Here is a 25,366-nt window from a genome sequence, read left to right as displayed (position 1 = left end):
CTTAACGACCGAGGCCGCTCGGAGGCGGTTCTTTTCCCGACGTTCGGACGCAAACCATTACCGTCTGCTCGTCGTACGAGAACGCCGATGGTCGAACCGACGCGCGCCGAACCGACGGTGAGCGTCGTCGTCCCGGCCCGAAACGAGGAGGCGTACCTGCCGGAGGCGCTGTCGAGCGTCCGATCGATGGACACAGAGGTCGAGTACGAACTCCTCGTCGTCGACGGCGCGAGCGGCGACGCGACCCGGGAGATCGCCGAGTCGTACGGCGCGGCGGTGTACGACAACCGCGGCCGAGGCATCGGCGACGCCCGCCACCTCGGGGCGACCCGCGCGCGGGGGGAGTGGTACGCGTTCGTCGACGCCGACACGACCGTCAGACCGGACTACCTCGACGAGATGCTGTCGTTCGTCCGCGAGCGGAACCTCGTCGCGGCGTCCTCGCGCTGCCGAATGCCGGGGCTTCGACCGAAGCCGATGCAGGCGACGATCAACCGCGTCTTTCCGCGACTCGACCCGCCGATCCTCCCGGGGTTCAACTTCTTCGTCGCGGGCGACGCCTACCACGAGGTCGGCGGTTTTCCGAACGTCCCGAACGAGGACACCGCGTTCAGCCGCCGCCTCGGCGCGTACGGCGAGACGGCTTACCATCCCGGCGCGCTCGTCGAGACGTCGCCCCGACGGATCCGAGAATCGGGGCTCACCGGGACGCTGTACCACTACCTGAAGCTGGACTGGGGCCGGTACCGCGCGGATTACTGAGGGAAACCATCCCCCGACGACGCGGTCGCGACGCCGCTCGAACGACTCGTCGTCGACGGCGCGTGCCGATCCTCCACTCGGACGTCACCGCTCGCGGATTCGCTCGCGAATCGCGCGCTCCTCGGCGTCTTCGAGGGTCTCCGTTTCGAGCAGCACCTCCAGCTTTCGCTCGAACTGCGCCTCCGTTAGCTCGCCCGCGGCGTACCGCCGCCGAAGCGTTTCCAGCGGCGTCTCCCTCATACCGTCGGGTTCCGCCGCGCGCGCCTCGTCCGTCTCCGTCTCCGACTCCGACTCCGACGATCCCCACCAGTCGCTCCACCAGTCACCGCCCCACCAGTCGTCGTCCCACCACTCACGTCTGTCGTCGTCGTCTCCGAACAGGAGGGCGACGATCGGCACGACGACGATGTAGCCGAAGAGCAGGGCCGCGAGCCACCAGCTCTGGCCGGAAACGAGGGCGGCGAGCCAGAAGCCGGTGACGAGAACGGACGCGATCTCGGTCGCGTTCTCGCGGAGGCGATCTGCGGGGGTGTCCTCGCTCATACGGGCACGTCGGAGGGAAGAGCCGATAAAGATCGACCTTTTGCGCTACACTCCCTCGCTTCGCTCGGTCGTTCGGCAAAAGCTCGACCAAAAGCCTTCGTCGCTCCCTGCGGTCGCTCCTCGGCCCGCTCGCTTCGCTCGCGGTCAGAGACGCTTGCTCACCCCGACCTTTTGCGCTGCACTCCCTCGCTTCGCTCGGTCGTTCGGCAAAAGCTCGACCAAAAGCCTTCGTCGCTCCCTGCGGTCGCTCCTCGGCCCGCTCGCTTCGCTCGCGGTCAGAGACGCTTGCTCACGTACGGGCCGTCCTGATAGTACCCCAACTTGTCGCGGTAGTACCGCCGGACCCCGATGCCGGAGATGACGCTCACCTTGTCGTAGCCGGCGTCGGCGGCGAGTTCCTCCGCTTTCCGGATGAGCTTCCGGCCGTACCCCCTGTGCTGCCAGTCGCCGTCGGCACCGATCCCCGCCTCGCTGCCGTAGACGTGCAGTTCGCGGACGAGCGCGGCGTCCCGTAGCTCCCGCCGGACCGGATCGCCGGGGAACCGAAGCCGGCAGAAGCCGATCAGGAGGTCCTGCTCTCGGTCCTCGAAGCTGATGAAGTGCTCCGTCCCGCCGACGGCCTCGTACGCCATCACGTCGAGTTCGACGGCCGCGGGATCCGGGTCCGCCTCGTTCATCCCGACCTCGCGCGCCCGGATATCCCGAAGTTCGATCCCCCGCTCCTCGGCCGTTTGCTCCGCGAGCTGGCGGAGGTTCGACTTCCAGACGCCGGCGTCGATGAAGTCGGCGGGGATGTCGCGCTGGACGCGCTGGAGTCGGGTGTACTTCGGGATCATCCCCATGACCTCGGCGACGACCTCCGCGGCCTCCTCGTTCGTGAGCGGGTCGTACTCCTCCCTGCGCCACATGTCGTAGACGCGCGTGTCGCGGACGACGAGCGTCGGGTAGATCTTCAGGTAGTCCGGCCGCCAGTTCGGATTCTCGAACAGCTGCCGGAAGTCCTCGACGCACATCTCCCTCGTCATGCCGGGCTGGCCCGGCATCATGTGGAAGCCGACCTTGAACGCCGAGTCGCGCAGCCGGCGGTTGGCGTCGACGGAGTCGCGCGTCCCGTGCCCGCGGTGCATCTCGCGGTTGATCCGCTCGTAGGTCGTCTGGACGCCCACCTCGACCTTCGTCCCGCCGAGGTCCAGCATCCGGTCGATCTGCTCGGGGTCGCACCAGTCGGGCTTCGTCTCGAACGTCGTCCCGACGTTCCGCACGTCGGCCGTCTCGTTCGCCGCGATCACGTCCTCCAGGTACCGGAACTCGACCGCCTCGGGGTCCGGCTTGAAGGACCCATCCTCGCCCGGTTCGGGCTCCGCCGAGCGGTCGTAGTCGTTCATCGCCTCCAGCGCCCGCTTTACGAACCACTCCTGGTAGTCGTGGCTCCGGGCGGTCATCGTCCCGCCCATGAGGATGAGTTCGACCTTGTCGACCGGGTGGCCGATGTGCCGAAGCTGTTCGAGCCGGAGCGTCACCTGCCCGTAGGGGTCGTAGTCGTTCTGGACGCCGCGGGCGGCCGCCGGCTCGTGGCCCGTGTAGCTCTGCGCGGACGAAAACTCCGAGGCGGGGCCGCCGGGGCAGTAGAGGCACTTGCCGTGCGGGCACATGCGCGGGCTGGTCATGATCGCCACCGGCGAGACGCCCGACGCCGTGCGGACGGGTTTGCGCCGGACGACCTCCTTCACGTCCTCGCGGTGGGCGTCGGGCGCGTGCTTCAGGATGTCGGCGTTCTTCGGAACCTTCGGCGAGGAGAACTCCGAGCACGCCTTCAACTTCTCCGATTCGAGGCCGTCGCGGTCGACCTCCCCCGCGACGATGCGCGCCGCGAGCTCTTCGCAGGTCCGCTGGAAGGCGTCGGCGTCGCCGCTGTCCGCGGCGTCCGAACTCACCCTCGGCCCACCTCCGACTGAACGGCGTGGCTCATTGGACGCAATTCGTGCGCTTTCGGGGTTAAGGGTGTCGCTCGCAGGTCGGTCGCGGTCGGCGGACCCGTCGCTCAGCCGCAGCCCATCGTCGTCGAAACGGTCGACCACGACAGCGACCCGTCGTCGTGGACGCCGACGTCCGTCGCCGAGTAGTTGCAGTCGAAGAGGCTCCGCCCGACGTACACCGTCTCCGTCGGTTCCGATCCAGCTTCGAAGACGACGACGGCGTGATCGGCGGGTCGCTCGAGCGCGACCGACAGGCAAGCGTCCGCGTCGGCGGGCAGGGTGACCTCGTCGTCGGCGACGGTTCCGTCCCCGTCTCGCCGGATTCGAACGGCGACCTCCCGCTCTTCGTCCGCGGCGTTCCAGATTCGGACGGCGTGCGGTCGGTCGTCCCGCAACTCGGCGAGCCGCGGGCGCGTCCCCACCGACCACTCGGCGACCGGGTCCCCGTCGTCGTCGGGCTCGAATTCGAGGCCGGGCTCGGCGTAGTCGTCCGGGATCGACACGTCGCCTCCGGCGGACGTTCCGTTCTCGCTCGGCGCTTCGCTCGACCTCGACGCGCCGTCCCCGGCGACGGCGGCGCGATCGAGGCAACCGGCGGGGACGACCGCGGCCGGGAACGCGGAGAGGAGGGCGCGGCGGCGCATACTCGGAGAACCCTCCGGCGCGACAAAGCGGTGTCGGAGGCACAAACGATCGTTTGTGCCTCGATTCGGCCGCACCTGTGCCCTCCGGCTACCCGGCGCCGAACCCTTTCAGACCCGCTCGATCGCCTCCGCGCCGGAAGGCACGCGCCGAGAGGTGGCCACCGCCGCGACGCCGACGGCGATCGAAGCCGCGCCGCTCGCGACGAGGAGGGTCGGGTAGCCGCTCACGGCCGCGAGGCCGGCGAATGCGATCGGTCCGGCCGCCCGTCCGAGGAACGTCGTGCTGTTTCGGAGGCTCAGCGCGCCGGCCCGGTAGGTGCCGGAGACGCCGTCGGAAACCTCGGCGTCGACGCAGGGCAGGATGAGGCCCACGCCCGCGCCGACGGGGAGCATCGCGAGGGCGATGAAGAGCGGCGACGGCGCGAGCCACGCCCCGAAGAGGCCGACGCCGGAGGCGGCGAAGCCGGCGGCGACGAGGTCGCCGTTCGAAAACCGCTTCGCGAGGCGGCCGTTGGCCATCGAGACGACGATGGCCGACGCCTCCGTCGTCGTGAGGACGACGCCGATGAGCACCGGCGCGAGGGCGTACCGCGCTTCGAGGAAGAACGGCAGCACCGTCAGCACCGCGCCGAACAGCAGGAACTCGATGGCGAACGTCGCCCCGTACATCGACAGGATGCTCGGCGTCGAGACGGCGCGTGCGGCCCCCCGGAGGTACGCGAGGTCGAGCGTCGCCTCGTCGCCGTCGCGATCGGGTTCGTCGAGGAGGACGAACGCGAGGGCGGCGAGCGGGACGGCCGAGAAGTACGCGAGGAACGGGACGTTCCACGCGACGGCGACGAGCGCCCCGCCGAGGATGGGAAACGCCGCGGCACCCGCGGAGAGGACCGCGTTGTTCGCGCCGAGGACCGAGTTTCGCTGGACGCCGTCGAAGGTGTCGCCGATGAGTGTGATCGTCGAGATGAAGATGCCCGCGGAGGCGACGCCGCCGACGACGCGCAACGCGAGGACCGCCTCGAACGTCGGCGCGAACGCGGCCGCCCCGCCCGTCAGGCCGAAGGCGAGGAGACTCCACACGAGGACGCGCTTGCGTCCGAGGCGGTCGGCGAGCGCGCCGATGAACGGCGAGAGGACGACGCCGGCCACGAAGTACGAGCTGATGAGCAGGCTCGCCGTCGCGTCGGCCACCCCGAACGCGTCGCGGATGACCGGCAGCGCCGGGCTGACGAGCGGAACGCCGAGCGGCGCGAGCGCCGTGCTGAGGAGGACGATCTGAACCGTCGGCGACCGCCACGGAACGCCGGTCGCCCCGGTGGATTCATCCGCGGTTGTGGCGGCGGTCATCGAGTCACCTCACGGATCCAGGCGGTAGAACCGCCAGAAGTAGTTCTCGATCGGTAAGATCTCGACGGAGGCGAAGCCGGCTTCCTCGGCGTACGACCGGAACGTATCGCTCCGCATGATCGTGCCCGTCTCGGCCGACGGTTCGTCCGACCGTCCGACCGGCAGGCAGTGGAGCGTGCTCGCGCCGTACAGGAACCGTTCGACGTCGGTTCCGGCGGCCGTGAACGCGTCGCCGACCCGCTCGTCCGCGACGATCGCCACGCCGTTGTCGGTCAACAGCCGGCGCATCGTCCGCAGCGCGCCGACGGGGTTCGCCATGTCGTGGACGCACTCGAAGGCCGTCACCAACGTGTACGTCCCTCCGAGGGTCGGATCGCTGGCGTCTCGGACCTCGACGGACACCCGGTCGGCCACGCCGTAGGTCTCGGCGTTCCGCCGCGCCGCCTCGACGGACGGCTCGTCGAGGTCGTACCCGTCGACCCGAACGTTCGGATACGATCGCGCCATGCCGATGCTCGACCAGCCGTGGCCGCAGCCGAGGTCTGCGACCCGCGCCGGCGGATCGCCCCGGAGCCGCGCGTCGACGTCCGGTATCGAGGGCAGCCACTCCTCGCCGAGGAGGCGGAGGAACGAGGGTCGGTTCATCGCCGCCTGCCCTTCGTGGAGGTCCGAGCCGTAGGCCGCGTACGGGACGCCCTCGCCGGTCCGGTACGCCTCGACGACGTCGGAAAGCGGCGCGACGGCACCGGCGAGGAGGCGGCCCAACGGCGCGAGGTAGTACAGGCTGTCGCGGTCGGTCAGCACCTCGACGTGCGCGTCCGGCAGCGAGTACCGCCGGTCGGTCGCCCGCGCCGTCTCGTCGTCGACGCGGAGGACGCCCGACACGGTCTGTCCTTCCAGCCACTCGCGGACGTACCGCTCGTCCGCGTCCGTCCGCGCGGCGAGTTCGACCGACGTGCACGGACCCGCGTCGGCGAGGGCGTCGTACAGTCCCAGCCGCTCGCCGAGGTAGACGCCGAACAGCACCAGCGCCTCGGTGGCGGCACCGAGCAGTCGTTCCGCGAACGCTTCGGTTCCGGGGATCGGTTCGTTTCGTATCGCTTCTCCCATGACGGGGGAGACGCTTCCGGACCGTCTATAGTTAATTTCTGAGAACGAAAGCGGACAACGACACTCGGCTCCCGGCGCGAGACGTGTCTCACCGCGTGAGACAATCGTTATCGTACGACGCATCCTCCTCTCCAGCGAGGCCCCGGAGAGGGGGTGTCGAGAGCGATGGACCGATCACACATCTTCGACGAGTTGGTGCGCAGCTCGCTCGAACTATGGCAGACCGAGGAACCGGGGGACGAACCGGACGAAAGGATCGAGACGGACGAGCTGGTGGCGATCGTCCGGCACGGACCGCTCCTCGAGGCGCTGATGGGCGGACCGCTGGATCGTCGCGACGTCGAAGAGCGCCTCGGAATCTCGCGCGCGACGAGCCACCGCTTCACCCGGTGGCTGGAGGATCGCGGGTTCGCAGAGCGCCGCGACGGACCGTTCGCGCTCACCGGGGAGGGGCAGATCGTCGCCGAGGAGCTGCGCCGGTTCGAGCGGAACGTGCGCGCCGCGCGCCGGCTCGCGCCGCTCCTCGACAGCATCTGTCCGGACCATCAGGAGTTCGTCGTCGAGCCGTTCGCCGACGCCGTCGTCACGACCGCGACACCCGACGACCCGTACCGCCCGGTCACCCGGTTCCTGTCGCTCCTCCGGGAGAGTCGTTCCTTCCGCGGGTTCAACACGACGCACATGGTCCCGCCGCTCTCGGGGCTCGACGGCCGACTGTTCGCCGACCGCGACGTCGAACTCATTTACCTCCCCGACGTGGTCGAGACCCTCCGCGCGACCGACGAGGACTTCGACGCCGCGCTCGAAGCGGGGCGGTTGACGCTGCACACCCGCGAGGCGCTCCCCTACGGCCTCGCCGTCTTCGACGATCGCGTCGGCATCGGCGGCTACGACGAGGAGACGGGCGCGATGCGCGTGTTCGTCGACACCGACGCCGCCATCGCCCGCGAGTGGGCCGAGCGCGTCTACGCCGCCTATCGGGCCGACTCGGAGCCGCTCGTCGCGTGAGCGACGCCCGCACGACCGTTCGCGCTCACTCGAACTGCTCCGCGACGGCTTCGATCACGGCCTCCGTCGCAGCCTCCCTCGCGCCCGCGAGGAACTCGATTCGACCCTCGCGGACGCCCATGACGCCGATTCCGGCCTGCGGGGCCTTCTCGGCGGCCGCGGCCGCGACGGCGCGCACGTCCAGTTCGTCGGTGCTCCGGAGGTACAGTTCGTCCATCGCGACGCCGACCGTCACGAAGCGGTCGCCGTCGCGCTGTCGCCGGTGGAGTTCCTCGAGAAGCAGCGCCTTCGGCGGGAAGTCGAACCGGTGGGTGAACGCGTCGGTGTCGAGGACGGCGAAGGAGACCCCGCCCTCCTCGCGGCGTTCGAGGTTGGCTTCCGCGGTCTCGACCTCGTCGGTCAACTTCACGCGGAACTGCTCGCTGATGTGGGCCGCGAGGCTGCGACCGGCGTCTTCGCCGGCCGACTCCGCCGCCACGGCGTCGCCGAACAGGAGGTCGGTGATGAGCTCGCGCTTGTCCTGGTACGACTGGTAGTACGCCTCCAGCGCGACGGCCTCGCGAAGCTGCGCCACGGTGTTCTCGTCGTACCCTGCCTCGGCGGCGAGGTCGAGGTACCCCTCCGGGGCGTCCTCCCAGTAGCTGACCGCGGGGAGGTGCGAGAGGTCGTCGCGGACGTCCTCGTTGATCGCGCCAGCGAGGTTCGCCGCGAGCGCGCCGGTCGAGAGGCTCCCGGCGCCCGCATCCGCGTCCGCGACGTCGGGGCTGACGAGGACGTCGGCGTCCGATTCGACCGCTTCGTCGGCGGTCGCCGCGTCCACGACGACGCGCTTCGCGCCGTAGACGCCGAGCAGGCCGAGCCCGTCGCTCGACTCGACGGTGCTTCCCGTCCCGAGCAGCAGGACCAGCGGCAGCTTCTCCCCGTGGCGGTCGCGGTCCACGAGCATGCGCGTCACGTCGTTCGTCGCGTCGTCCATACCGTACACCGCGCCGTCGAGCGGCCGCCGCTTGAAGTAGTGGTACTCGGCGTCGCTCTTCGCGTACTCCTCGCGGATGAGCGGCAGGACGGCGCGCTCGACCGCCGCGCCGGCGACGTACCCGTCCGCCGTCGCGGTGTGTCTGACCACGATCGGTCGCGACTCCAGCACCGCGCGGCGGACGGCTTCGGCGGCGTCGAGGAGCCGTTCCTCGACCGCTTCGACCGGCCCGTGCGGTGCCAGCGGCGTCAGCGCCTCGGGCCGCGCCCGGTCGGTGAGAGCGTCCGCGAGCCGACGCTGGACCGCCTCCCTGTCCTCGCCCGCGAGTTCGACGAGCGCCTCGGTCTCGACCTGAATCTCGTTGCGACGAAGTTCGACCTCCCCGTCCAGTCGAACCGTGTCGCCGACCTCGACGCTGGGATACGCCCGGACCCCCGCCTCGACGAAGGCCGCGCAGTCGACGACGCCCGTCTCGTCGCGAAGCTCGAAGACGGTCGGCCCGCCGGTCTGGTGCGCGCTGACGACTTCTCCCTCGATCCGAACCCGGTCGCCGACGCGGTTCGAGAGCGTCCCGATCTCGACGCGGTCGAGATCCTCCGACCGTTCGGGGGCGTCGGTCTCGTCGCCCCCACCGGCGTCGACTTTCTCGGCCGCGCCGGCCGTCGAGTCGCTCGCGCTCCGGTCCGCCGACGCCTCGTCGTCGGTTCGAACCCGTCCGCCGTCGCCTGTTCGCTTGGCTCGGCTCTCGTCGCCCCCGTTCGACGCGTCCGTCTCTCCGGTCTCGTCCGCCGACTCGTCCACGGCGTCGTCGGACCCGTCGGCGTCGCGGTCGCCCTCCGCGCCCTGGACGAGCGCGCCGCGGAACTCGCGCTGCGACTGGCGGATCGACCAGCCGAGGTCGACGTTCCCGTTGTCCCGGACGTTCTTCACCTGAACGTAGACCGTGTCGCCCGGCTCCCAGTCGAGGCTTTCGAGCCGGCGGTCGAGTTCGCTCCGGTGGAGCAACCCGGTGACGCCCGGCGCGAGGTCGACGAACACCCCGAAGTCGGCGTAGCCGTCCACCCGCCCGCTGTAGAAGCGCCCCGGCACGAGCTGCCCCGGTCTGTCTCCGCGAAACTCGAAGACGACGTCCTCTTCGTGGCTCTTACAAATTCTCCCGTCAACGTCGGTACCGCAGATGATACACGAACCCATTTGAGCGGACAGAATGGGCCCGCACTAAAACTGTTGTCGAAAGTCCGCTATCGGAACGGATCGGTGCGATCCGCCGACGCGCTCCCGAACGGTCGCGTGCTATTCGAACACTGAATCCTCTTTACGAAGCCGCTCGACGTCCGAGACGACCGAATTCGCCGCGTCGGGATCGAGCGCGACTTCGATCTCGTTCCCCTCGTCGTCGGCGAAGGCGAGTTTCACCTGGCTGTCGCCGAACGCGCGAGCCTCCGCGCGCTCGACGTGGTACAACTTCGCCGTCGCCGCGGTCGTCGGCGCGCCGACGTGTTTTATCGTCCCGTCCTGCAACTCGAACATGAAGTCGTCGAGATCCAGCGTGAGCATCGCTCCGACGTACGCGCGCCCCGTCAAATAATGTACCACTGCCGGAGCAACGTCAGCACCGCGCCGAAGCCGCGGAAGCCGTACCCGAACACGAGCGCCGCGGGGAGGGCGGACGCCAGCGCCGCGCGGGCGAGCGTCGTGCGGTGGACCACGCCGATCCCCACGGCGAGCAGTACCGCGCCGTAGACGGCGCAGAGCGCCCGGACCTCCGGAACCGGGATCCCCGCGAAGACGCAGGGCGCGGCCGCGTAGGCGATCGTCTGGACGGTTTCGCTCACGCCGGCGCGCGATCGGACGGCGAGGATGAGAAGCACCGTCTGGAGGGCGGCGGTCAGGTGGAGCGCCGCGGGCGCGACGATCAGGCCGACGAGGAGGAGCGAGAGGAGCGCCGACAGGCCCGGTCCGACCCCGATCGAGGGGATCTCGCCCGGCGAGAAGGCGAACAGGCCGCCGACGTACAGGAGGGCGACCGCGACGCCGAAGACGAGCCCGGGCGCTTGATCGCCGGGCGCGACGCCGTTTCGGAAGAACCGGCGCGGACGGACTAGCACCTCGACCCAGGCGCGCGCGAGACCGCGCGGTCCGCGGTCGCGGCCGCCCCGGGGATTTTCGACCCACGTCGTCACGGTCCCACCTAGTCGGTGAGGACGGTATGACAGTTCCGACATCGCGCCTCGTAGGACTCGGCCGCGCCGACCATGATCGTCGGATCGCCGGCGTGGGCGGGCGCGCCGTCGATGAGCCGCTGGTTCCGCGAGGCCGGCTCGCCGCAGACGGTACAGATCGCCTGCAACTTGTCGACGTACTCCGCCAGCGCCATCAACTGGGGGAGCGGTTCGAAGGGCTCGCCGCGGAACGTCTGGTCGGTCCCGCAGACGATCACCCGTCGGCCGTCCGTCGCGAGCGCCTCACACACGTCGATCAGCTCGTTCGAGAAGAAGTTCGCCTCGTCGACGGCGACGACCTCCTCGCCGTTCAACCGGTCGCGGATGGTCCAGACGCCCTCGCCGTCGGCGTCGACGACGGTCGCGTCCCACCCGCGACCGTCGTGCGAGCCGATGGTCGCCCCGCCGTAGCGGTCGTCCACCGCGGGTTTGAACGTCGCGATCTCCTGCCCGGCGATCTCGGCGCGCCGGAGGCGGCGGAGGAGTTCCTCGGTCTTCCCGGAGAACATGGAGCCGGTGATCACCTCGATCCACCCGCTCCGCGTGATGGCGTGCATGCGCTGTGGCGCGCGACCGAAAGCCAAAACCGTTGTCGTCTCGACCGACAATCGTCGTCGCGCGACTGTCTCGCCGAGCCGGTGAAAACCTCATGCTACTGGCGACCCGATCCTTCGGATCAGTCATGTCGTCTCAGTCGTCTCCTTCGATTCGGTCGCTCGCCGGGATTCGCGGCGCGGTGTACGTCCCCGCTCGGGCGTTCAACGCCCACCAGGCGTGGCGCGAGTACGAGCCGCTGTCGGTCGAGCGCGACCTCGGCTACGCGGCGCGGCTGAACCTGAACGCGATCCGATTCTTCGTCAGCTACGAGTACTGGCTCGACGAGCCCGGCGGGCTGGAGCGCGCCCTCGATCACTTCCTCGACTCGGCGGCGGTGGAGGGACTCCGCGCGCTGCCGATCCTGTTCGAGAGCGCGGGCCGGGAACCGACGCGCGAGCACCTGCGGGATCGTGATCCAGAGACGGCCTGCGCGGTCTGTTCGCCGGCCGCGGACGTGATCCGAAACGAGCGCCGCTGGTCGGAGCGCCGGCCGCGTGGGCTGTTCGGAACCGCGAGGCGCGCACTCCGCCTCGATCGGGGCGACCGACGAACGACCGGCGGACCGCGGGAGTACGTCGAGTGGTTCGCGGAGCGCTACGGCGACGACGATCGCCTGCTCGCGATCGAGATCATGAACGAACCCGGCGGCTGGGCGGAGCGGCTGCGCTTCGCCCGTCGGATGCTCCGCGTCGCCGACGACGGCCGGGGAGACGTTCCGCTCACGATGGGCTGTAAGGATCTCGAAACCAACCTCGCGTTCGAGGAACCGAGGCTCGACGCGTTCCAGTTTCACCACAACCTGCCGCCGACGCGGGAGCGCGCGAGGGACGCGTTCGCCGACGCGCGGCGGTTCGGCGACGAACACGGACGACCGGTCTGGCTCACGGAGTGGCAGCGGACGCGGGACGAACCGCCGGACGTCACCCACCCGCACTACGCGTCTCTGGCCGACGTCGTTCGCGAGAGCGACCTCGACGGCGACTTCTTCTGGTCGCTCATGTTGAAGCCCGCCTACCTGCCGAAGCAGCGGGAGAACGGGCGGCTGAACGGCGTCTTCCACGAGGACGGACCCGTCTGGAGCGCCGCGGACGCCCGGGCAATCGCGGGCGACCCGGACCTGCCGATCCGCGAGCGGCGGGACCCGCCGTCGTGGCTGCCCGGTGGGGTTACTCGCGCCGAGTGAGCGTCGCTCGCGTCACTTGTCCGCACCCTTGTTCTGCCCGCTTTCGAAGGTCGCCGGGTCCGGTTCGATGTGCGCGTGCTGGACGGCGCGCTGGCCCAGCACGCGGACGCGCGTTTCCATCCCCCCGTCCGTGAACTCGTCCCCGTCGAACGCGTTCGACGCCCGGGGTATCGCGGCTTGGTGCGGCACGACCCACGCGTTGAGTGCCCGACAGACCGACCGGAGGTGTTCGAGCGCCGTGACCGGGAACGCCCCGCCGGAGACGGCGAGGAGGCCCACCGTCTTTCCGCCGAACTCGTCGAACCCGCAGTAGTCGAGCGCGTTCTTCAGCACGCCGGAGTAGGAGCCGTGGTACATCGGCGTTCCGAGCAGCACCGCGTCGGCTTCCCCGACCGCGCGCACGAGGCGCTCGCTGTCGCCCACGCCGTCGAGGTCGGCGTTCAGCATCGGCAGGTCGTACTCCCGGAGGTCGATCAGCGAGCCGGTCCCGCCGGCCTCCTCGACGCCGCGGAGCGCGTGTTCCAGCCCGAGCCGCGTGTAACTCCGCCGCCGGAGACTCCCGGCGAGCGCGACGACGCGCGTGTCCGTGTCTGGGTCCGCGTCCGTTTCCGTATCCCCCATGCGAAGCCCGTCGGCGCGCGGGAACAAAACGACGACGGTGGGTTAGTATCTGATTTCGCCAGCGACGGCGTTCGCCGCGCGTCGAGAGCGGCTCGCCGACGGAGGCGGACGAGAACTTCCCCCGCAAGTCAGGTAAAAGGTCCTAAGGGAAATCTCACATAGACAATTTTGGCTCTGTTGAAACCCTCTGTTGGTAATAGGTTTCAGTAATCGTGCTGAACACAGAGGGAGTATACCGCAAATTGATACGAGGCCTTCGCGTACCTGACTCTATGGCGCTTACCGACGTTCTCGGTGATGAGTTTTGGGCACGACACACGAATCCGTGGAGTGGATACACCCGTCTCCCAATGGGACCAGTCTTACTACTCGGCCTGTACCGTCGTGACTGGCGGATGGTCGGTTTGACGCTGCTCTACGTCGTCATCAATCCAATTCTTTTCCCGGAGCCGGAGAACAAGGACGCGTGGATAAGCCGGAGCGTCCTCGGAGAGCAACTCTGGCTCGAAGACGGTCACGAGGTATTTGAGGCCAATCTACCCGGTGTTCTCAACGGACTGAACGCCGTCGCGTACTGCTATGGTCTCTACGGGGCGTACAAGCGCAATCCACGGGTGACTGCGCTTGGTGGTGGGGTCGCGATTACGTGTAAACTCGTGTACCTCGCCATTCTCGTGCGGTACTACGACGAACACGCCCCGGTCGAAGACTGAAACAGCGCGAGCCTTACTGGGAGAGGGCTCCCCCATCGCTCCGGTGCGTACGCGCCCTCTATTCAGCACACCGCCATTATCAGATTTTAAATAACTTCAACAGAGCCGTGAGTCGTCCTGTGGCTCTGAGGGATTAGTCCAGCGAATCGAACCAGACTATCGGAGTCGAGCGGTCGTTTGATCGTTCCCTTCTTCAATCTGGACAAGACCGTCGCCAGAGAGGTCTGAGAGGAGATCTCGAAGCCACTCTCGCCCGTGCTCACCGTTGGGTGTGTAATCCACTCGAATCCGATGCCCAAGCGTGTCCAGATCCATTTCGTCGTGTTCACCGAGGAGTCGAACCACGCGCCCCCGGAACTGTCGCCGACTCCCCTCGAAGCTCGGCTGTGTGGGTACGTCGGGCGCGGTGAAGTCGCCAGTTTGGTAGGCGTAACACCACTCTCGCCACGGACATCCGGCCTCGTCACACCGGGGCGTCTTCCCGCAGGCGACACCACCCAGCTCCATGATCGCGTTGTTCCAGATTCGGGACTCTCCGGGCGGCATGAGCGCGTTCGCAACGGTTTCGTAGTCCGGGTCGTCCGCAGTATGGATTTCTGCGAACGCGCGGTGGAGCACCCGCTTCACGTTCGTGTCGACCACCGCGTTTCCCCCGTTGAACGCGAAGCTCGCCACCGCGTTCGCGGTGTACGGGCCGACGCCCATGAGCTCCTGAAGCCCCTCGGGCGTCCGAGGAAACGACCCACCGTGCTCCTCGACGACCTGCTTCGCCGCCTCGTGGAGGTACTTCGCGCGGTTGTTGTACCCGAGGCTGTGGCCCGTCCAGAAGCCGACCACGTCGCTCCTGTCCGCTTCGGCGAGGGCTTCGACGGTCGGCCAACGATCGAGAAACGCCGCCCACGCCTCGACGACGCGTTCGAGCTGGGTCTGCTGGCTCATCACCTCCGAGACGAGGATCGCGTAGGGGTCGTCGGTGCGACGCCACGGGAAGTCGCGGTGGTCCGCCTCGTACCACTCGACGAGCGCCTCGCGGACCGCCTCGACGTCCGCGTCCGACCCGAGCGCGGTCGCGCTGTCGGTCATCGACGTTCCTTGGTCCGGTCGCGGTTTAGGGCTGCTGATCCGATCCGTCATCCGTCCACCAGGATCGGTCGGGAAAGTATTATAGGCCTGTTGCGTCGAGACTCCGCATGCGCGTTTCGGTCCGAGCGGTCGTCCTCGCCGGGTTCGGCGCGGTGGCGCTCCCCGTCTTGCTCTTCGTGCTGGTCGTGTTCGGACCGTTCGCCTGGGTGTTCCTGGGTTTCACGTTGGTGGCCGTCAGCACGGTCGTCCGGTTGCTGCGCGGCGGCGATTCCGCGGCCGTCGAGCGGGCGACCTGCGACGCCTGCGGTGCCGACGTCGCCGCCGCCCTGGACCGCTGTCCGCACTGCGACGAGCCGCTCCCGGAGTAGGGCGCTCTCGACTGCGACGGCTCGATCGCTCCCCTCCGGTCCGGTGACGAGTCGCCCGCCGTGCGCGCCGACGAGTCGAAAGGGGTATTCCGCGTCCGAGCGATTCGGACGACATGAGCCTCGACCAGTTGAACGACGACGTGAAGTCGATCTACGTCGACATCGACGATTCGCCGACCGTCGACCTCGACCGCGAGACGAAGAACGAACTCGCGATGCTCGCGGCGGCGTTCGGCACCGACGACGTCGACGAACTCGTCCGCCGGGGGATCCACGTCCTCTTTCGGTCGACCGTCGACACCGGCGATCTCGACTTCCAGCTCCGCGGGAGCTACGACGTGACCTACGACGAGTACCTGTCCGGGATGACCTACGACGAGATGACGGGACGCGATCAGTACCCCCAGCGGGACGACGAGCGCCGGTACCAGATGTAGAAAGCCCTCGGCGCGCGCCCGGCGGCGGCGCGCGCCTCGCCCTTTGCATGTCCGCCAGGCCCGCGACGCGAGTCGCGCGCGGCGGCGCGACACGCTCTCGGCCTCGTCCTCCCCAGCCGCCTCCCTCGGTCGCTCCGCTCCCTCGGTCAGCCCTCGCGCGACGGGTCGCGGCGACGGAGCGCCGCGACGCCGCGCGCCGATCGAACTGGGCGACCCTCGTCTCACAGCCGAAGGGGGATGGCCATCAAAACTCGGTGATCGTCGGACTTCCGACCGTCTCGAATTCGGTCATCGGGGCGAGCGTCTCCGACGTTTCTTCGAGTGAGACGACACCGGCGATGACGACGTCGAAAAGAGACGTTTCTTCCGCCATCTTTATACGTAGTGGACACCGCGATCGTCTGTATCACGCCCCTCGAGATGCGCATCGACCGCTTTCACGACGTCGCCGATACGTCGGCCGGCCTGCCGAACGTATACCAACCCCGCGTGCTCCAACCCTTCTCCTTCGACTAACGATAAGAAGTCGTCGTCAAACGTCACCAAGATCCAATCGTTCTCGACGGCGTACGCCAGCTGCTCTTGATCCGGCTCACCCAGAGTTCCTTCATCGCGTGCGGTGTGAACCGCCCACCCACGGCGTTTCAACCCGTCAGCGACTGGAATCCAGATACTCTCGTCGCAGTAGATGGGTCTCATGCAGACGCAGAGTTAGCTGAGCGGAAGTCCGTGATATGATCGTAGTAGTAGGCGAGCGCTCGGTGGACGTCGCCGAGTGAGAGGTCCGGATACAGCTGCGTAATCTCGTCAGGGCTGTAGCCACTGTGCTCGTACGCTTCGGCAATCTCCTTGACTCGGATACCCGTACCCTCGATGGTCGGTGCCCCGTTGCTGTGCTGGGCGTCCCGAACGACGTTCATATCCACCGTTTGGATCCACGTCATCTTGAACTCCTGGGTCAGGTGGAATCCGCCGCGTTCGTCGGAAAAGGGAGGGGAATGCGACCACCACCTCGCTTCGTCAGGCGACGTCCGCGATCGCGTCCACCAACAGCTCGCACCCGATCGAGATCTCCCGTTCGGTCACGTCCAGCGGCGGCAGGATCCGGAGCACCTTGTAGCCGCACGCCAGCGTGAGCAGCCCGCGCTCGAACGCGGCGTCCTGTACGTCGTCGCGGCGCTCGTTCGTGTCGAACTCCACCGCGAGCAGCAGCCCCTTGCCGCGCACGTCGACGACGCCCGCCGGGGCCGCGTCGCGCACCGTCTCTTTGAACTGCTCCCCGCGGACGACCGCGTTGTCCAGCAGGTCGTGCTCCTCGATGGCGTCGAGCGTCAGCGCCCCCTGCAGCGAGGCGATCACGTCGCCCGCGCCCCACGTCGAGGAGAGCCGCCCCGTCTCCGACGGGAAAATCTCCTCGCGCGAGATCGTCGCGCCGACCCGGAGCGCCTTCGCCGCCGTGATCACGTCCGGCTCGATCGGGAAGTGATCCGACCCCCACATCTTCCCCGTGCGGCCGACGCCGGTCTGGATCTCGTCGGCGACGAGCGTGATGTCGTACTCCTCGACGACGTCGGCGATCTCGGCCGCGAACGAGTCGCTCGGGATCCGGTAGCCACCCTCGCCCTGGATCGGCTCCACGATGAGGTACGACACGTCCTCGGGGTCGACGTTCCCCCGCTTCGGGTGGAGCTTCTCGCGCAGGCGGGAGGTGCCGCCGTCGAAGAAGCCGCAGTCGCAGGTCCCGGCGGTGCACGACCGGTCGTCGCAGAAGGGGACGGTCTCGATCCCGGCGATCTCCGGGAACCCCCGCCGGTGAACCGCCTTCGAGCGGTTGAGCGAGAGCGCGCCGAGCGTCCGACCGTGGAACGCGCCCTCGAACGCGATGCCGTACTTCGCGCCGCCCGAGTGGTCGTAACAGATCTTGATCGCGTTCTCGACCGCCTCCGCGCCGGAGTTCGAGAGGAACACGGTGTCCATCCCGTAGTGGCTCGTGGCCTCCGTCAGACGGTCCATCAAGCCCGCCGGACCGGGGAACGCCTCCTCACCGGGCTCCGATCCGTCGCTGACGTAGAAGTCCTGCCCGGCGATCTTCAGGGGGTCGCCGAGGTCGAACTCCGCGAGGGTGTCCATGATCTTGGGGTTGTTGTACCCGAGCGGGGCGGCGGCGACGTGGCTCGTGAAGTCCATGAGCACGTTCCCGTCGACGTCGGTGCAGAACGGTCCCTCCGCGGGGGCGGAGCGATCCAGAACGAAGTCGTAGACGTAGGTGCTCGGAGCGGCGGACCGATGGTGGTACTCCACCCACTCTCGGGCCCGTTTTCCGGGCAGCTCCCCGACCTGCGGTTCGACGCTGTCTCGGTCCATGAATCGCGTTCGGAGGGTCGCCTGTTAAGACGTTCGTTATCGTTCACGCAATAATTACGGTCGCCGCGGTGACGACGCCCGCGCCGACGAGGAGCGCGGCGCTCCAGGCCGCGACGCGGCGGGCGAACGCCGGGGGACCGGCGGCGGCGAGCCCGGCCTTGACGACGACGCTCGACGCGGTCGCGAGCAGGACGGTGTTGACGGCCGCGGCCGTCGAGATGGACCCGCCGCGGTAGAGCAGAACGGTCGCGGTCGTCACGCCCGCCGAGGAGACCAGCCCGGAGATGAGCGCGCCGATGTACAGGCCGGCGGTGCCGAACTGCGCCTTCGCGACGGTGCTCCCCGCGAGGATGAGGAGGAACACGCCGCCGAACGCAAGCGCGTTCCGGAGCGAGAAGGGACTTTCCAGTTCGATCTCGACGTACTCCCGCCAGTCGGCCGTGAACCACGCGACGACGAAACACCCGACGACGAGCGAACCGAGGGGGAGGATCGCCTCGAAGAGCGGTTCGGCCTCCGGGGTGAAGAGCGTGAACGCGAGCGCGATCCCGAGGTTGCGAACCGCCATCGCCGCGTCGGCGAGGAGGACCGCGGCGACGGCGTAGGAGACGGCTTCGGAGCGCTGCCGAACGTGATCGAGCATCGTCCCGACGACGGCCGTCGAGGAGGCGAGACCGCCGAGAAACCCGGTGGCAGCGACGCCCCGCCCGCCGTACGTTCGGATGAGCGCGTAGTTCACGATGCCGATCCCGGCGACCGTGACGACCATCAGCCACGCCACGCGCGGTTCGAACGTGAAGCCGAGCACCTGCCGTTCGGTCGGGAGAACGGGGTAGATGACGAACGCGAGGATGGCGAACTCGGTCGTCGAGCGCAGTTCTTCGCGGGTGAGGCCGCCCGCGAAGCCGTGCAACTCGCGCTTCAACACGAGCAGCAGCGACGAGACGACGGCGACGGTGACCCCGGCGAGGATCGCGCCCGACGCGACGAGGACGCCGACGCCGTACGCGACGAGGAGCGAGACGGACGTCGTCAGGGACAGGGCGTCCTCCTCGCCGCTCCGGAGCCCCTGTACCGCGAGGAGGACGCCCTGGACGATGACGAGGACACCGCCGACGACGAGCAGCGCGCCGCCGACGTACTCGGTCTGCGCCGCGAGGGTGAATACCGCGGCGAGGAGGCTCGTCAGGGAGAACGTCCTGATCCCCGCCGACTTCTGCGACCACTCCCGTTCTAGACCGAGAAACAGGCCGAGCGCGGCCGCCAGCACGAGACGACCGATCGGCTCCGCGAGAAACGCAGAGACCAACGAACTGGACTGTAAGACGGAGGCGTACATCGACCGTGAAGTACGCGCCGCCGTCGTTTAACCTCGGCGGCAGCCTTTTTGCCGCGGATGTCCCGTGGTACGGTATGTCGCTCACCGAGATGGATCGCGGCCGACTGACGTGGTGGGCGTTCGGACTCGTCCTGTTCGCCGCGCTCTGCTTCGTCGTCTACTCCTTCGTCGGAACGGTCGTCTTCGGCGTCTTCATCTACTACGCGACGCGGCCGATCTACCGCCGAATCGAGCGACGCGTCGGCTCTTCGAGCCTCGCTGCCGCGATCGCGATCTTCGCGCTGGCGCTTCCGGCGCTCGGCCTCGTCGTCTACGCGTTGGCGATCGTCGTCTCGGAGATCGATCGACTCACCGACACCACGACGCTCGATCCGACGCTCCTACCGGGAATCAACGAGGCGCTCCTCGACCGCATCGCCGATCCGGCGGCCCTCCTCACGTCGGATCTGAGCCGGTTCGTTTCCGTCGAGACGTTGGGGACGGCCGTGGACTCGCTTAGCTCGGCCGCGGGAACGCTCGCGGTGCTGGGGATCGCCGCGATCCACCTGTTCGTGATGATCGCCCTCGCGTTCTACCTCCTCCGTGACGACGACGAGCTGGCGCGCTGGATCTCGAACTACGCCGACGAAGCGGGCGTCGTCCGGACGTACTTTCGCGCCGTCGACCGCGACTTCAACAGCATCTTCTTCGGGAACATCCTGAACGCCGTCCTCACGGGAACGATCGGCGTCATCGCGTACTCCGCGCTGAACGTGTTCGCACCGACGGGCAACGCCATCCCCGCCGCGCCGCTCGTCGGATTGCTCGCCGGCGTCGCCAGTCTCATCCCGGTCGTCGGGATGAAACTCGTGTACGTGCCTGTCGTCGTCTTCATGCTCGTGCGCGCGGCCGCCGTCGCCGGGATCGAGACGCTGTGGTTCGTCCTCGCGTTCGCCGCCGTCTCGTTCGTCGTCGTCGATACGATCCCCGACCTCGTCCTCCGCCCGTACGTCTCCGGCCGGAGCCTGCACGTCGGGAGCGTGATGCTGGCGTACACCCTCGGTCCGCTGCTCTTCGGCTGGTACGGCATCTTCCTGATGCCGATGCTCCTCGTCCTCACGGTCCACTTCGCGCGAATCGTGCTTCCCTACCTGTTCGGACGCGACGCGACCAGACCGTACGAGGTCGACCCGACGAAACTCGTCGAGACGGCGGTGACAAAGGAGGGGATCGACGCCGAGCAGGTCGCCGGGGACGGTGCGGAGCCCGCCGGCGGAGACCCCGGGTCAAAACCCACCGACGGGCGGTCCGCGTCGGAACCCGGCGCCGGCCCGGAGCGCTCGGGCGAGGCCACCGAAACTGGAGGAGAGTAACGACACTAAAACGGTTCGGCGAGTCGGCGAGACGAACTACGCCGTGACGTACCGCGATTCCCAGTCCTTCCGCGCCTCGATCTCCCGGCGACCGCGGCGGGTCAGCGTGTAGTAGTTCGTCCGCCTGTCGCGCTGGCCCTTCTCGACGAGTCCCTTGTCCACCAGCGTGTCGAGGTTCGGGTACAGCCTGCCGTGGTGGATCTCCTTTTCGTAGTACTGTTCGAGTTCCTCCTTTATCGCGAGTCCGTGCGGCTCTTCGAGCCCGGCGATCACGTACAGCAGATCCCGCTGAAATCCTGTCAGGTCGTACATTGGTAATGTCCGGATACAGCTTATTGTCTATCTGAAATAAATATGACGGCCGAAACGTCAGCTAAACGTTTCAATAGGACGTGACGAACGGCGCTAACCGCTCGTTACGGCTCGGTCGCTCCGCCGATAATCGGACGAAGCGCGGCCGTAGACCCGAGTTCGGCTCGGAGTAGCGGGATTCGTGGTGGAATCAGTCGGGCTATACGTTGCGGACGCACGAGTCCGTCCTGTTTGGTCACAGTCGAAAATCGATTCGCGCGCTCGGTCGTCACCCGTTCGCGTCGCTCGACGCGTAACGACCCGAAAAGGAAAGCAAGCCACGCGAAAATCGCGTGGATGCTTGCCGCCCTGAATTGGTCCCCGCTGACGCTTCGGCCCTCCAAAGCGAAGCGTCACATGGTCGTATCGGATGTTTACACTTAAAGGTACCGACGAGCGTCCGGTTCGACCGACGCGGTCCCGCTAAATGTACTCCTCTTCGAGGACCCAGCCGAGGGCGCGTTTGTAGTACGTGAACATCTGTCTGATTCCCTCGTGGCGCATGTCCTCGTCTTCGAGCTGTGCTTTCAGGAACTCGTACTGCTCGCGGATCTCCGCTTCGTCGCGCATGCGTCCCGGTTGACGACCCCGAGGCATGTATCTCGCGGCCTCGACTACGCGACGGCTGACGTCGAACGTCGCGAGCGCGGCTCGTGACTCAAATTCGCGGGCGTCCCGACAGCCCGTGCCAGACGGCGTCGACGAGGCGGTTCGCGCCGCCGCGCGTCGTGCCGTCGTCGCTCGTCGCACCGTCGACGTTCGCGTCGTCCCATCCGCGGGCGAGCGCGTCCTCGATGGCCGCGAGCGAGTGGTTTTCGAAGTTGTTCACCCCGCGAAACGTCGCGAGCGCCGTTCGCTCGTCGTCGTCGAAGGCGGCCACGCCCTCGGGATCGCCGCCGTAGAACCCGGCGTCCGCGAGCGCTCCGGCCACCGCCGCGGCGGTTTCTCCCGCCAGTGTCCGGAGTTCGTCCGGTTCCGCCCGCGGCAGAAGCGTCACGTCGTACAGCTTGAACACGCGCTCCAACTCGTCGATCGGCCGCTCGTGGTCGTCGACGCGGACGTCGATCCAGCGATCGTTGCCCCCGTCGTACCCGCCCCCTTCCTTCGCCACGTACAGCGCCGCGCTCTGTTCGCCCCGGCTGTCGCCGCCGGCGTCGTTACCGGCGCGCAGGGCGCTGATGAGGCGCTCGGGAAGGCCGCCCGCCGTCGCCTCGAACGCCTCGGCCATCGCCGGCAGCACGTCCTCGTTCGCGAGGACGTTGCCCTGCACCGCGTAGCCGTCACCCTGTACGTCGCCGGCGACGTCGAGGCAGTCCGTCCCCGTAAACGCCGCTACCGACCCGTCCCGTCCGACCACGCCCGCCTGCCGCGACTCGGCTTCGTCGTCGACCGCCGTGAGACGCTCGACGACTTCCGCGGCCGCGAGCCCGTCCCGAAGCAGGTCGAGTCCGTCGGGGCCGTACGCGACGTTCGCGAAGCTCTGGGTGGCGATCGCGCCCGCGTCGGACGCCGCGAACGGGACGACCGCGCCGACGCTCACGAACTTCGACTGGACCGCGACCCCGACAGCGCCCGTCCCCGGGTCGCGCGCGACGATGGAGAACGTCATAGCCGACCCTGGAAAGCCGCCGACAAAAGCGTTCAGTCCGCGGGGAGCGCTTCCTCCTTCGGCGGATCGACCGCCGTTCGATCCTCGGCATCAACGCCCCGCTTCCGAGCGGTCAACGGCTGGCGCTTCACGAGTTCGCAGTCGAACCGCGGGTGTTCCGCGAAGTGCCTGAGGAGCACGTGACGACGGCCGCCGGTGAGTCCGGTCCGCCCGACCTCCGCCGCGGTGAACTCCTCGGGCAGTTGATCGTAGAGCCGTTCGAGTTCGCGGAAGCTCCGAAACACCTTGCTATGGCCCGCCGAGTCGGCGGCGCGCCGCGAGACGACGTAGCTGCCGTCGTCCCGGTGTTCGCCCGCCGTCCTGAAGAACTCCTCGCGCCGGGTGAGCGCCTCGCAGAGCGAGTCGCGGAGCGACGCCGCAGCCTGGCGAGAAAGCTCGTGCGAGTCTCCGTTCAGGGTCAAAACCAGTCGCGAACCGTCTTCCGACACCTCGACTTCCGTCCCCTCGTTCGGGGCGCGCGTCTCACGCCCGGAGAATTTCTCGACCAGCCGCCGCGCGACGGCTTCCCGTATCCTCCGGATCGAATGGGTTCGAACAGTCGTTCGACATTCTACCGCCCCGTAGGCGAACGCGCCTCATAAAGTGTGGGGGTCGTACAGATCCCGCCGAGATCGACGCCGCCGGTTAAGTTCGTCGACGTCCAACGAACGACGGATCCGGTATGTACGACGCTATCCTCGTTCCGACCGACGGAAGCGAACACGCGGAGGCCGCCGCGGACCACGCCGTCTCCATCGCCGCGCGGTACGGCGCGACGGTCCACGCGGTGAACGTCGTCGACCTCACGGCCGAGGCGGGGCTCTTCGACGCGGGCGGCCTCCCGAAGGAGTTCGTCGAACGCCTCGATGCCGAGGGCGAGAAAGCGACGGAGCGGATCGCCGAGAAGGCGGATCGGGCGGACGTGCGCGTCGCTACCGCCGTCCTCCGCGGGACGCCGCACCGGGCGATACTCGACTACGCGTCCGACAACGACGTCGACCTCATCGTCATGGGCGGTCGCGGTTTGACCGGCGTCCACCGCGTCCTCCTCGGCAGCGTGACGGAACGGATCATCCAGCGCGCGGACGCGCCGGTACTCACGGTGCAGCGGTCGTCGGACGGTTCGTAGCGACGGACTGGCGGTTCGTACCGACCGCCGGTCGATCCGCGGCGACGCCTCTCCGCGCCCTCCCCTCGTCGGCGCGCCCACCATCCGCCGGACCTTTGACGCGCTGGCACCTACGCACGGGTATGAAGATTCGGGGGTACCGCGAATGCAGGGAGTGCGGACACCGCTGGTCGTACTACGACACCGGAAGCGTCGCCTGCCCGGATTGCGGGAGCCTCAGAAGCGTCGGGATCGACGATCGCAAACGGCACACGGACGCGCCGTCGGCCCTCGATCTCAGCGACCACCGGAACGCGGTCGACGAGGGGTCCGTCGCGGCCGTCGCCGACGATCTCAAGCGCGACCTCCGCGAGTACGTCCGAAGGCGCGGGTTCATCCGCGGCGGCGACCTCCTCGATCTCGACGACACCTACCTCGCCGCCCACGAACTCCTGCACGCCGTCGACGTGTACGTCAGAACGCGGGACCCGACGGACGACGAGCGACTGTACGTCCTCTCTCTCCTGCGCAACGTCGACGCCGGCGAACGCCCCGCGAAAGACGACGCGCCGGCGTCGATGGCCGCCGCTCGGGGGCTCGCGTACGCGAACGCCGTCGAGGCGTACCGGCGGGACGTGGGGACCTGGCTCGACGACAATCCCGATTCCGAAGCCCGGCGGACGCTCGAAAGCCTCGAAGATCGGATCAAGCGGGCGAAGGCGCTCCGGGGCGACGTCCCGCTCGGCGAATCGGAGGCGCTGGTCCGGGTGACGAAGGATCTCGCGGCGTACCTGCGGGAGGGAGACGAGTCGGCGCTCGTCACGGCGCGGGACAGGCTGGCACGGATGGGGTGACGGCCGCCGCGGCGGCTGGTCGAGAGGAGGAGTACTTCGACGTCGTAGTGCGAGTTCTCGGCGGCCGCACCCGGTCCGCGGACCGATTCAGCACCGTCGGGCCGACGCCGGATCGGACCGGACGACAGGGCGAACAGGCGGCTATAGCTGGACCGCGAGACGGCGCGCCGCGCAACCGCTGTCCGGGAGTGACTCCCGCGACCGCCCCGCGTCGGTCGTCAGATCACGGGGATTCTGGCCGCGGGTTCAATTATAAACTCTCGCCCCGCTCGAGGAGCGCGACGACGAGTTCCCGATCGTAGGTGTCGGCCGGAATCGTCTCGCGCCACTCGACCGCGGTGATTTCCTCGCCGTCGAGCCCGGGGTCCTCGGTCGGTTCGGTCGTCGCGGGCGTCGCGTCGAACGTGGCGAAGTGGAACCGGAAGGCGTCGTCGCCGCTGACGAACGTCTGTTCCGAGATCGCGGCGAGGCCGTCGATCTCGACCTCGATTCCCGTCTCCTCTCTGACCTCCCTCGCGGCACCCTCGGCGGGCGTCTCGCCGGGTTCGAGCATTCCCCCGGGGAGGAACCAGCTGCCGTCCTGTCTGACGAGTAACGCGCGCGATCCGTGGACGACGAGCGCGCCGGTGCCCCAGCCGCGTCCGGCGCGCCGACGGACGGATTCGAACGCCTCGGCGTCGAGTTCGAACACGTTCTCGTTTCGGATCGCGTCGCCGTGGCGGTCGAGCAGGGCGTCGGGGCGGGGATCCGGCGCCTCCGTCAT

Annotated in this window: 30 protein-coding genes; 9 read left to right on the top strand and 21 right to left on the bottom strand. The window is 68.4% G+C overall.

Annotated elements, in window-relative coordinates; all coding sequences use genetic code 11:
• Positions 1-87: 87 nt before the first annotated feature.
• The gene (locus tag C3L37_RS21050) at positions 88-762 is read left to right on the top strand and encodes a glycosyltransferase (protein ID WP_129116511.1); all 675 of its coding nucleotides are present in this window, start codon (positions 88-90) and stop codon (positions 760-762) included.
• Between the two features lie 84 nt (positions 763-846).
• On the opposite strand, the gene C3L37_RS21045 is transcribed toward C3L37_RS21050, so the two are convergent.
• From C3L37_RS21045 to C3L37_RS21025, 5 genes are all read right to left on the bottom strand, one after another.
• The gene (locus C3L37_RS21045; RefSeq protein WP_129116510.1) at positions 847-1,305 is read right to left on the bottom strand and encodes an SHOCT domain-containing protein; all 459 of its coding nucleotides are present in this window, start codon (positions 1,303-1,305) and stop codon (positions 847-849) included.
• 275 nt (positions 1,306-1,580) lie between these two features.
• Positions 1,581-3,239, bottom strand: a complete 1,659-nt coding sequence (locus tag C3L37_RS21040) for a tRNA uridine(34) 5-carboxymethylaminomethyl modification radical SAM/GNAT enzyme Elp3 (protein WP_228546412.1) — start codon at positions 3,237-3,239, stop codon at positions 1,581-1,583.
• A 107-nt stretch (positions 3,240-3,346) separates the two neighbouring features.
• Positions 3,347-3,925 (bottom strand): hypothetical protein, encoded by a 579-nt coding sequence (locus C3L37_RS21035; RefSeq protein ID WP_129116509.1) that lies wholly within the window; start codon positions 3,923-3,925, stop codon positions 3,347-3,349.
• Between the two features lie 108 nt (positions 3,926-4,033).
• Positions 4,034-5,269, bottom strand: coding sequence for an MFS transporter (locus C3L37_RS21030; RefSeq protein WP_129116508.1), 1,236 nt, complete (start codon positions 5,267-5,269; stop codon positions 4,034-4,036).
• 9 nt (positions 5,270-5,278) lie between these two features.
• Positions 5,279-6,379, bottom strand: a complete 1,101-nt coding sequence (locus C3L37_RS21025; protein WP_129116507.1) for a class I SAM-dependent methyltransferase — start codon at positions 6,377-6,379, stop codon at positions 5,279-5,281.
• A 165-nt stretch (positions 6,380-6,544) separates the two neighbouring features.
• Between C3L37_RS21025 and C3L37_RS21020 the strand changes: the two genes are divergently transcribed.
• Positions 6,545-7,387, top strand: a complete 843-nt coding sequence (locus tag C3L37_RS21020) for a helix-turn-helix transcriptional regulator (RefSeq protein ID WP_228546411.1) — start codon at positions 6,545-6,547, stop codon at positions 7,385-7,387.
• Between the two features lie 25 nt (positions 7,388-7,412).
• On the opposite strand, the gene C3L37_RS21015 is transcribed toward C3L37_RS21020, so the two are convergent.
• The 4 genes from C3L37_RS21015 to C3L37_RS21000 form a co-directional block, all read right to left on the bottom strand.
• The gene (locus tag C3L37_RS21015; RefSeq protein ID WP_129116506.1) at positions 7,413-9,557 is read right to left on the bottom strand and encodes a DHH family phosphoesterase; all 2,145 of its coding nucleotides are present in this window, start codon (positions 9,555-9,557) and stop codon (positions 7,413-7,415) included.
• A gap of 99 nt (positions 9,558-9,656) precedes the next feature.
• Positions 9,657-9,920: a hypothetical protein gene (locus C3L37_RS21010; RefSeq protein ID WP_129116505.1), complete on the bottom strand. Its 264-nt coding sequence runs from the start codon at positions 9,918-9,920 to the stop codon at positions 9,657-9,659.
• Between the two features lie 23 nt (positions 9,921-9,943).
• On the bottom strand, positions 9,944-10,546 hold the full coding sequence (locus C3L37_RS21005) for a YIP1 family protein (RefSeq protein WP_129116504.1): 603 nt from the start codon (positions 10,544-10,546) through the stop codon (positions 9,944-9,946).
• Between the two features lie 8 nt (positions 10,547-10,554).
• Positions 10,555-11,142, bottom strand: a complete 588-nt coding sequence (locus tag C3L37_RS21000) for a thymidine kinase (RefSeq protein ID WP_129116503.1) — start codon at positions 11,140-11,142, stop codon at positions 10,555-10,557.
• A gap of 125 nt (positions 11,143-11,267) precedes the next feature.
• On the opposite strand from C3L37_RS21000, the gene C3L37_RS20995 reads away from it, so the two are divergent.
• Complete coding sequence (locus C3L37_RS20995) at positions 11,268-12,365, top strand: glycoside hydrolase (protein WP_129116502.1); 1,098 nt, start codon at positions 11,268-11,270, stop codon at positions 12,363-12,365.
• 12 nt (positions 12,366-12,377) lie between these two features.
• On the opposite strand, the gene C3L37_RS20990 is transcribed toward C3L37_RS20995, so the two are convergent.
• Positions 12,378-12,986, bottom strand: coding sequence for an NADPH-dependent FMN reductase (locus C3L37_RS20990; RefSeq protein WP_129116501.1), 609 nt, complete (start codon positions 12,984-12,986; stop codon positions 12,378-12,380).
• A gap of 272 nt (positions 12,987-13,258) precedes the next feature.
• Between C3L37_RS20990 and C3L37_RS20985 the strand changes: the two genes are divergently transcribed.
• The gene (locus C3L37_RS20985) at positions 13,259-13,699 is read left to right on the top strand and encodes a DUF6653 family protein (RefSeq protein ID WP_129116500.1); all 441 of its coding nucleotides are present in this window, start codon (positions 13,259-13,261) and stop codon (positions 13,697-13,699) included.
• Positions 13,700-13,855: 156 nt separating this feature from the next.
• Here the strand turns inward: C3L37_RS20985 and C3L37_RS20980 are convergent, their stop codons facing one another.
• Positions 13,856-14,782: an A/G-specific adenine glycosylase gene (locus tag C3L37_RS20980; RefSeq protein WP_228546410.1), complete on the bottom strand. Its 927-nt coding sequence runs from the start codon at positions 14,780-14,782 to the stop codon at positions 13,856-13,858.
• A gap of 107 nt (positions 14,783-14,889) precedes the next feature.
• Between C3L37_RS20980 and C3L37_RS20975 the strand changes: the two genes are divergently transcribed.
• Both C3L37_RS20975 and C3L37_RS20970 read left to right on the top strand, forming a co-directional pair.
• Entirely contained in the window at positions 14,890-15,150 is a 261-nt protein-coding gene (locus tag C3L37_RS20975) for a hypothetical protein (RefSeq protein ID WP_129116498.1), read from the top strand.
• A gap of 113 nt (positions 15,151-15,263) precedes the next feature.
• Positions 15,264-15,587 (top strand): hypothetical protein, encoded by a 324-nt coding sequence (locus C3L37_RS20970; protein ID WP_129116497.1) that lies wholly within the window; start codon positions 15,264-15,266, stop codon positions 15,585-15,587.
• Positions 15,588-15,831: 244 nt separating this feature from the next.
• Here the strand turns inward: C3L37_RS20970 and C3L37_RS25450 are convergent, their stop codons facing one another.
• The 5 genes from C3L37_RS25450 to C3L37_RS20950 form a co-directional block, all read right to left on the bottom strand.
• Positions 15,832-15,960: a hypothetical protein gene (locus tag C3L37_RS25450; protein WP_267195350.1), complete on the bottom strand. Its 129-nt coding sequence runs from the start codon at positions 15,958-15,960 to the stop codon at positions 15,832-15,834.
• Positions 15,961-15,962: 2 nt separating this feature from the next.
• Positions 15,963-16,286: a DUF5615 family PIN-like protein gene (locus tag C3L37_RS20965; protein WP_129116496.1), complete on the bottom strand. Its 324-nt coding sequence runs from the start codon at positions 16,284-16,286 to the stop codon at positions 15,963-15,965.
• Positions 16,283-16,531, bottom strand: a complete 249-nt coding sequence (locus tag C3L37_RS20960) for a DUF433 domain-containing protein (RefSeq protein WP_228546409.1) — start codon at positions 16,529-16,531, stop codon at positions 16,283-16,285. Before C3L37_RS20960 ends, C3L37_RS20965 begins: the two co-directional genes overlap by 4 nt.
• A gap of 76 nt (positions 16,532-16,607) precedes the next feature.
• A complete protein-coding gene (locus C3L37_RS20955) occupies positions 16,608-17,951 on the bottom strand; it encodes an aminotransferase class III-fold pyridoxal phosphate-dependent enzyme (RefSeq protein WP_129116495.1) in 1,344 nt (447 codons plus the stop codon).
• A gap of 43 nt (positions 17,952-17,994) precedes the next feature.
• Positions 17,995-19,290 (bottom strand): MgtC/SapB family protein, encoded by a 1,296-nt coding sequence (locus C3L37_RS20950; RefSeq protein WP_129116494.1) that lies wholly within the window; start codon positions 19,288-19,290, stop codon positions 17,995-17,997.
• 74 nt (positions 19,291-19,364) lie between these two features.
• Here C3L37_RS20950 and C3L37_RS20945 point away from each other — a divergent pair, with 74 nt between their 5' ends.
• Positions 19,365-20,642, top strand: coding sequence for an AI-2E family transporter (locus C3L37_RS20945; protein ID WP_129116493.1), 1,278 nt, complete (start codon positions 19,365-19,367; stop codon positions 20,640-20,642).
• A 36-nt stretch (positions 20,643-20,678) separates the two neighbouring features.
• Here the strand turns inward: C3L37_RS20945 and C3L37_RS20940 are convergent, their stop codons facing one another.
• The 4 genes from C3L37_RS20940 to C3L37_RS20930 all read right to left on the bottom strand — a co-directional run bounded on the left by C3L37_RS20940 (position 20,679) and on the right by C3L37_RS20930 (position 23,090).
• Positions 20,679-20,954 carry a PadR family transcriptional regulator gene (locus C3L37_RS20940; RefSeq protein ID WP_129116492.1) on the bottom strand — a complete coding sequence of 92 codons (276 nt, stop codon included), beginning with the start codon at positions 20,952-20,954 and terminating at the stop codon, positions 20,679-20,681.
• Between the two features lie 462 nt (positions 20,955-21,416).
• The gene (locus C3L37_RS24565; RefSeq protein ID WP_164974832.1) at positions 21,417-21,563 is read right to left on the bottom strand and encodes a hypothetical protein; all 147 of its coding nucleotides are present in this window, start codon (positions 21,561-21,563) and stop codon (positions 21,417-21,419) included.
• 88 nt (positions 21,564-21,651) lie between these two features.
• On the bottom strand, positions 21,652-22,602 hold the full coding sequence (locus tag C3L37_RS20935; RefSeq protein WP_129116491.1) for a DUF1028 domain-containing protein: 951 nt from the start codon (positions 22,600-22,602) through the stop codon (positions 21,652-21,654).
• A gap of 32 nt (positions 22,603-22,634) precedes the next feature.
• A complete protein-coding gene (locus C3L37_RS20930; protein WP_228546408.1) occupies positions 22,635-23,090 on the bottom strand; it encodes a DUF7528 family protein in 456 nt (151 codons plus the stop codon).
• A gap of 233 nt (positions 23,091-23,323) precedes the next feature.
• On the opposite strand from C3L37_RS20930, the gene C3L37_RS20925 reads away from it, so the two are divergent.
• A complete protein-coding gene (locus tag C3L37_RS20925; protein ID WP_129116490.1) occupies positions 23,324-23,770 on the top strand; it encodes a universal stress protein in 447 nt (148 codons plus the stop codon).
• A gap of 122 nt (positions 23,771-23,892) precedes the next feature.
• Entirely contained in the window at positions 23,893-24,603 is a 711-nt protein-coding gene (locus C3L37_RS20920; RefSeq protein WP_129116489.1) for a DUF7117 family protein, read from the top strand.
• Between the two features lie 250 nt (positions 24,604-24,853).
• Here C3L37_RS20920 and C3L37_RS20915 read toward each other — a convergent pair whose 3' ends face one another.
• Complete coding sequence (locus tag C3L37_RS20915) at positions 24,854-25,366, bottom strand: NUDIX hydrolase (RefSeq protein ID WP_129116488.1); 513 nt, start codon at positions 25,364-25,366, stop codon at positions 24,854-24,856.

The sequence above is a fragment of the Halegenticoccus tardaugens genome, from assembly GCF_004116405.1.
GTDB lineage: Archaea > Halobacteriota > Halobacteria > Halobacteriales > Haloferacaceae > Halegenticoccus > Halegenticoccus tardaugens.
The sequence above is the reverse complement of the archived record's forward strand: the minus strand, read 5'-3'. Positions and strand labels throughout refer to the sequence as shown.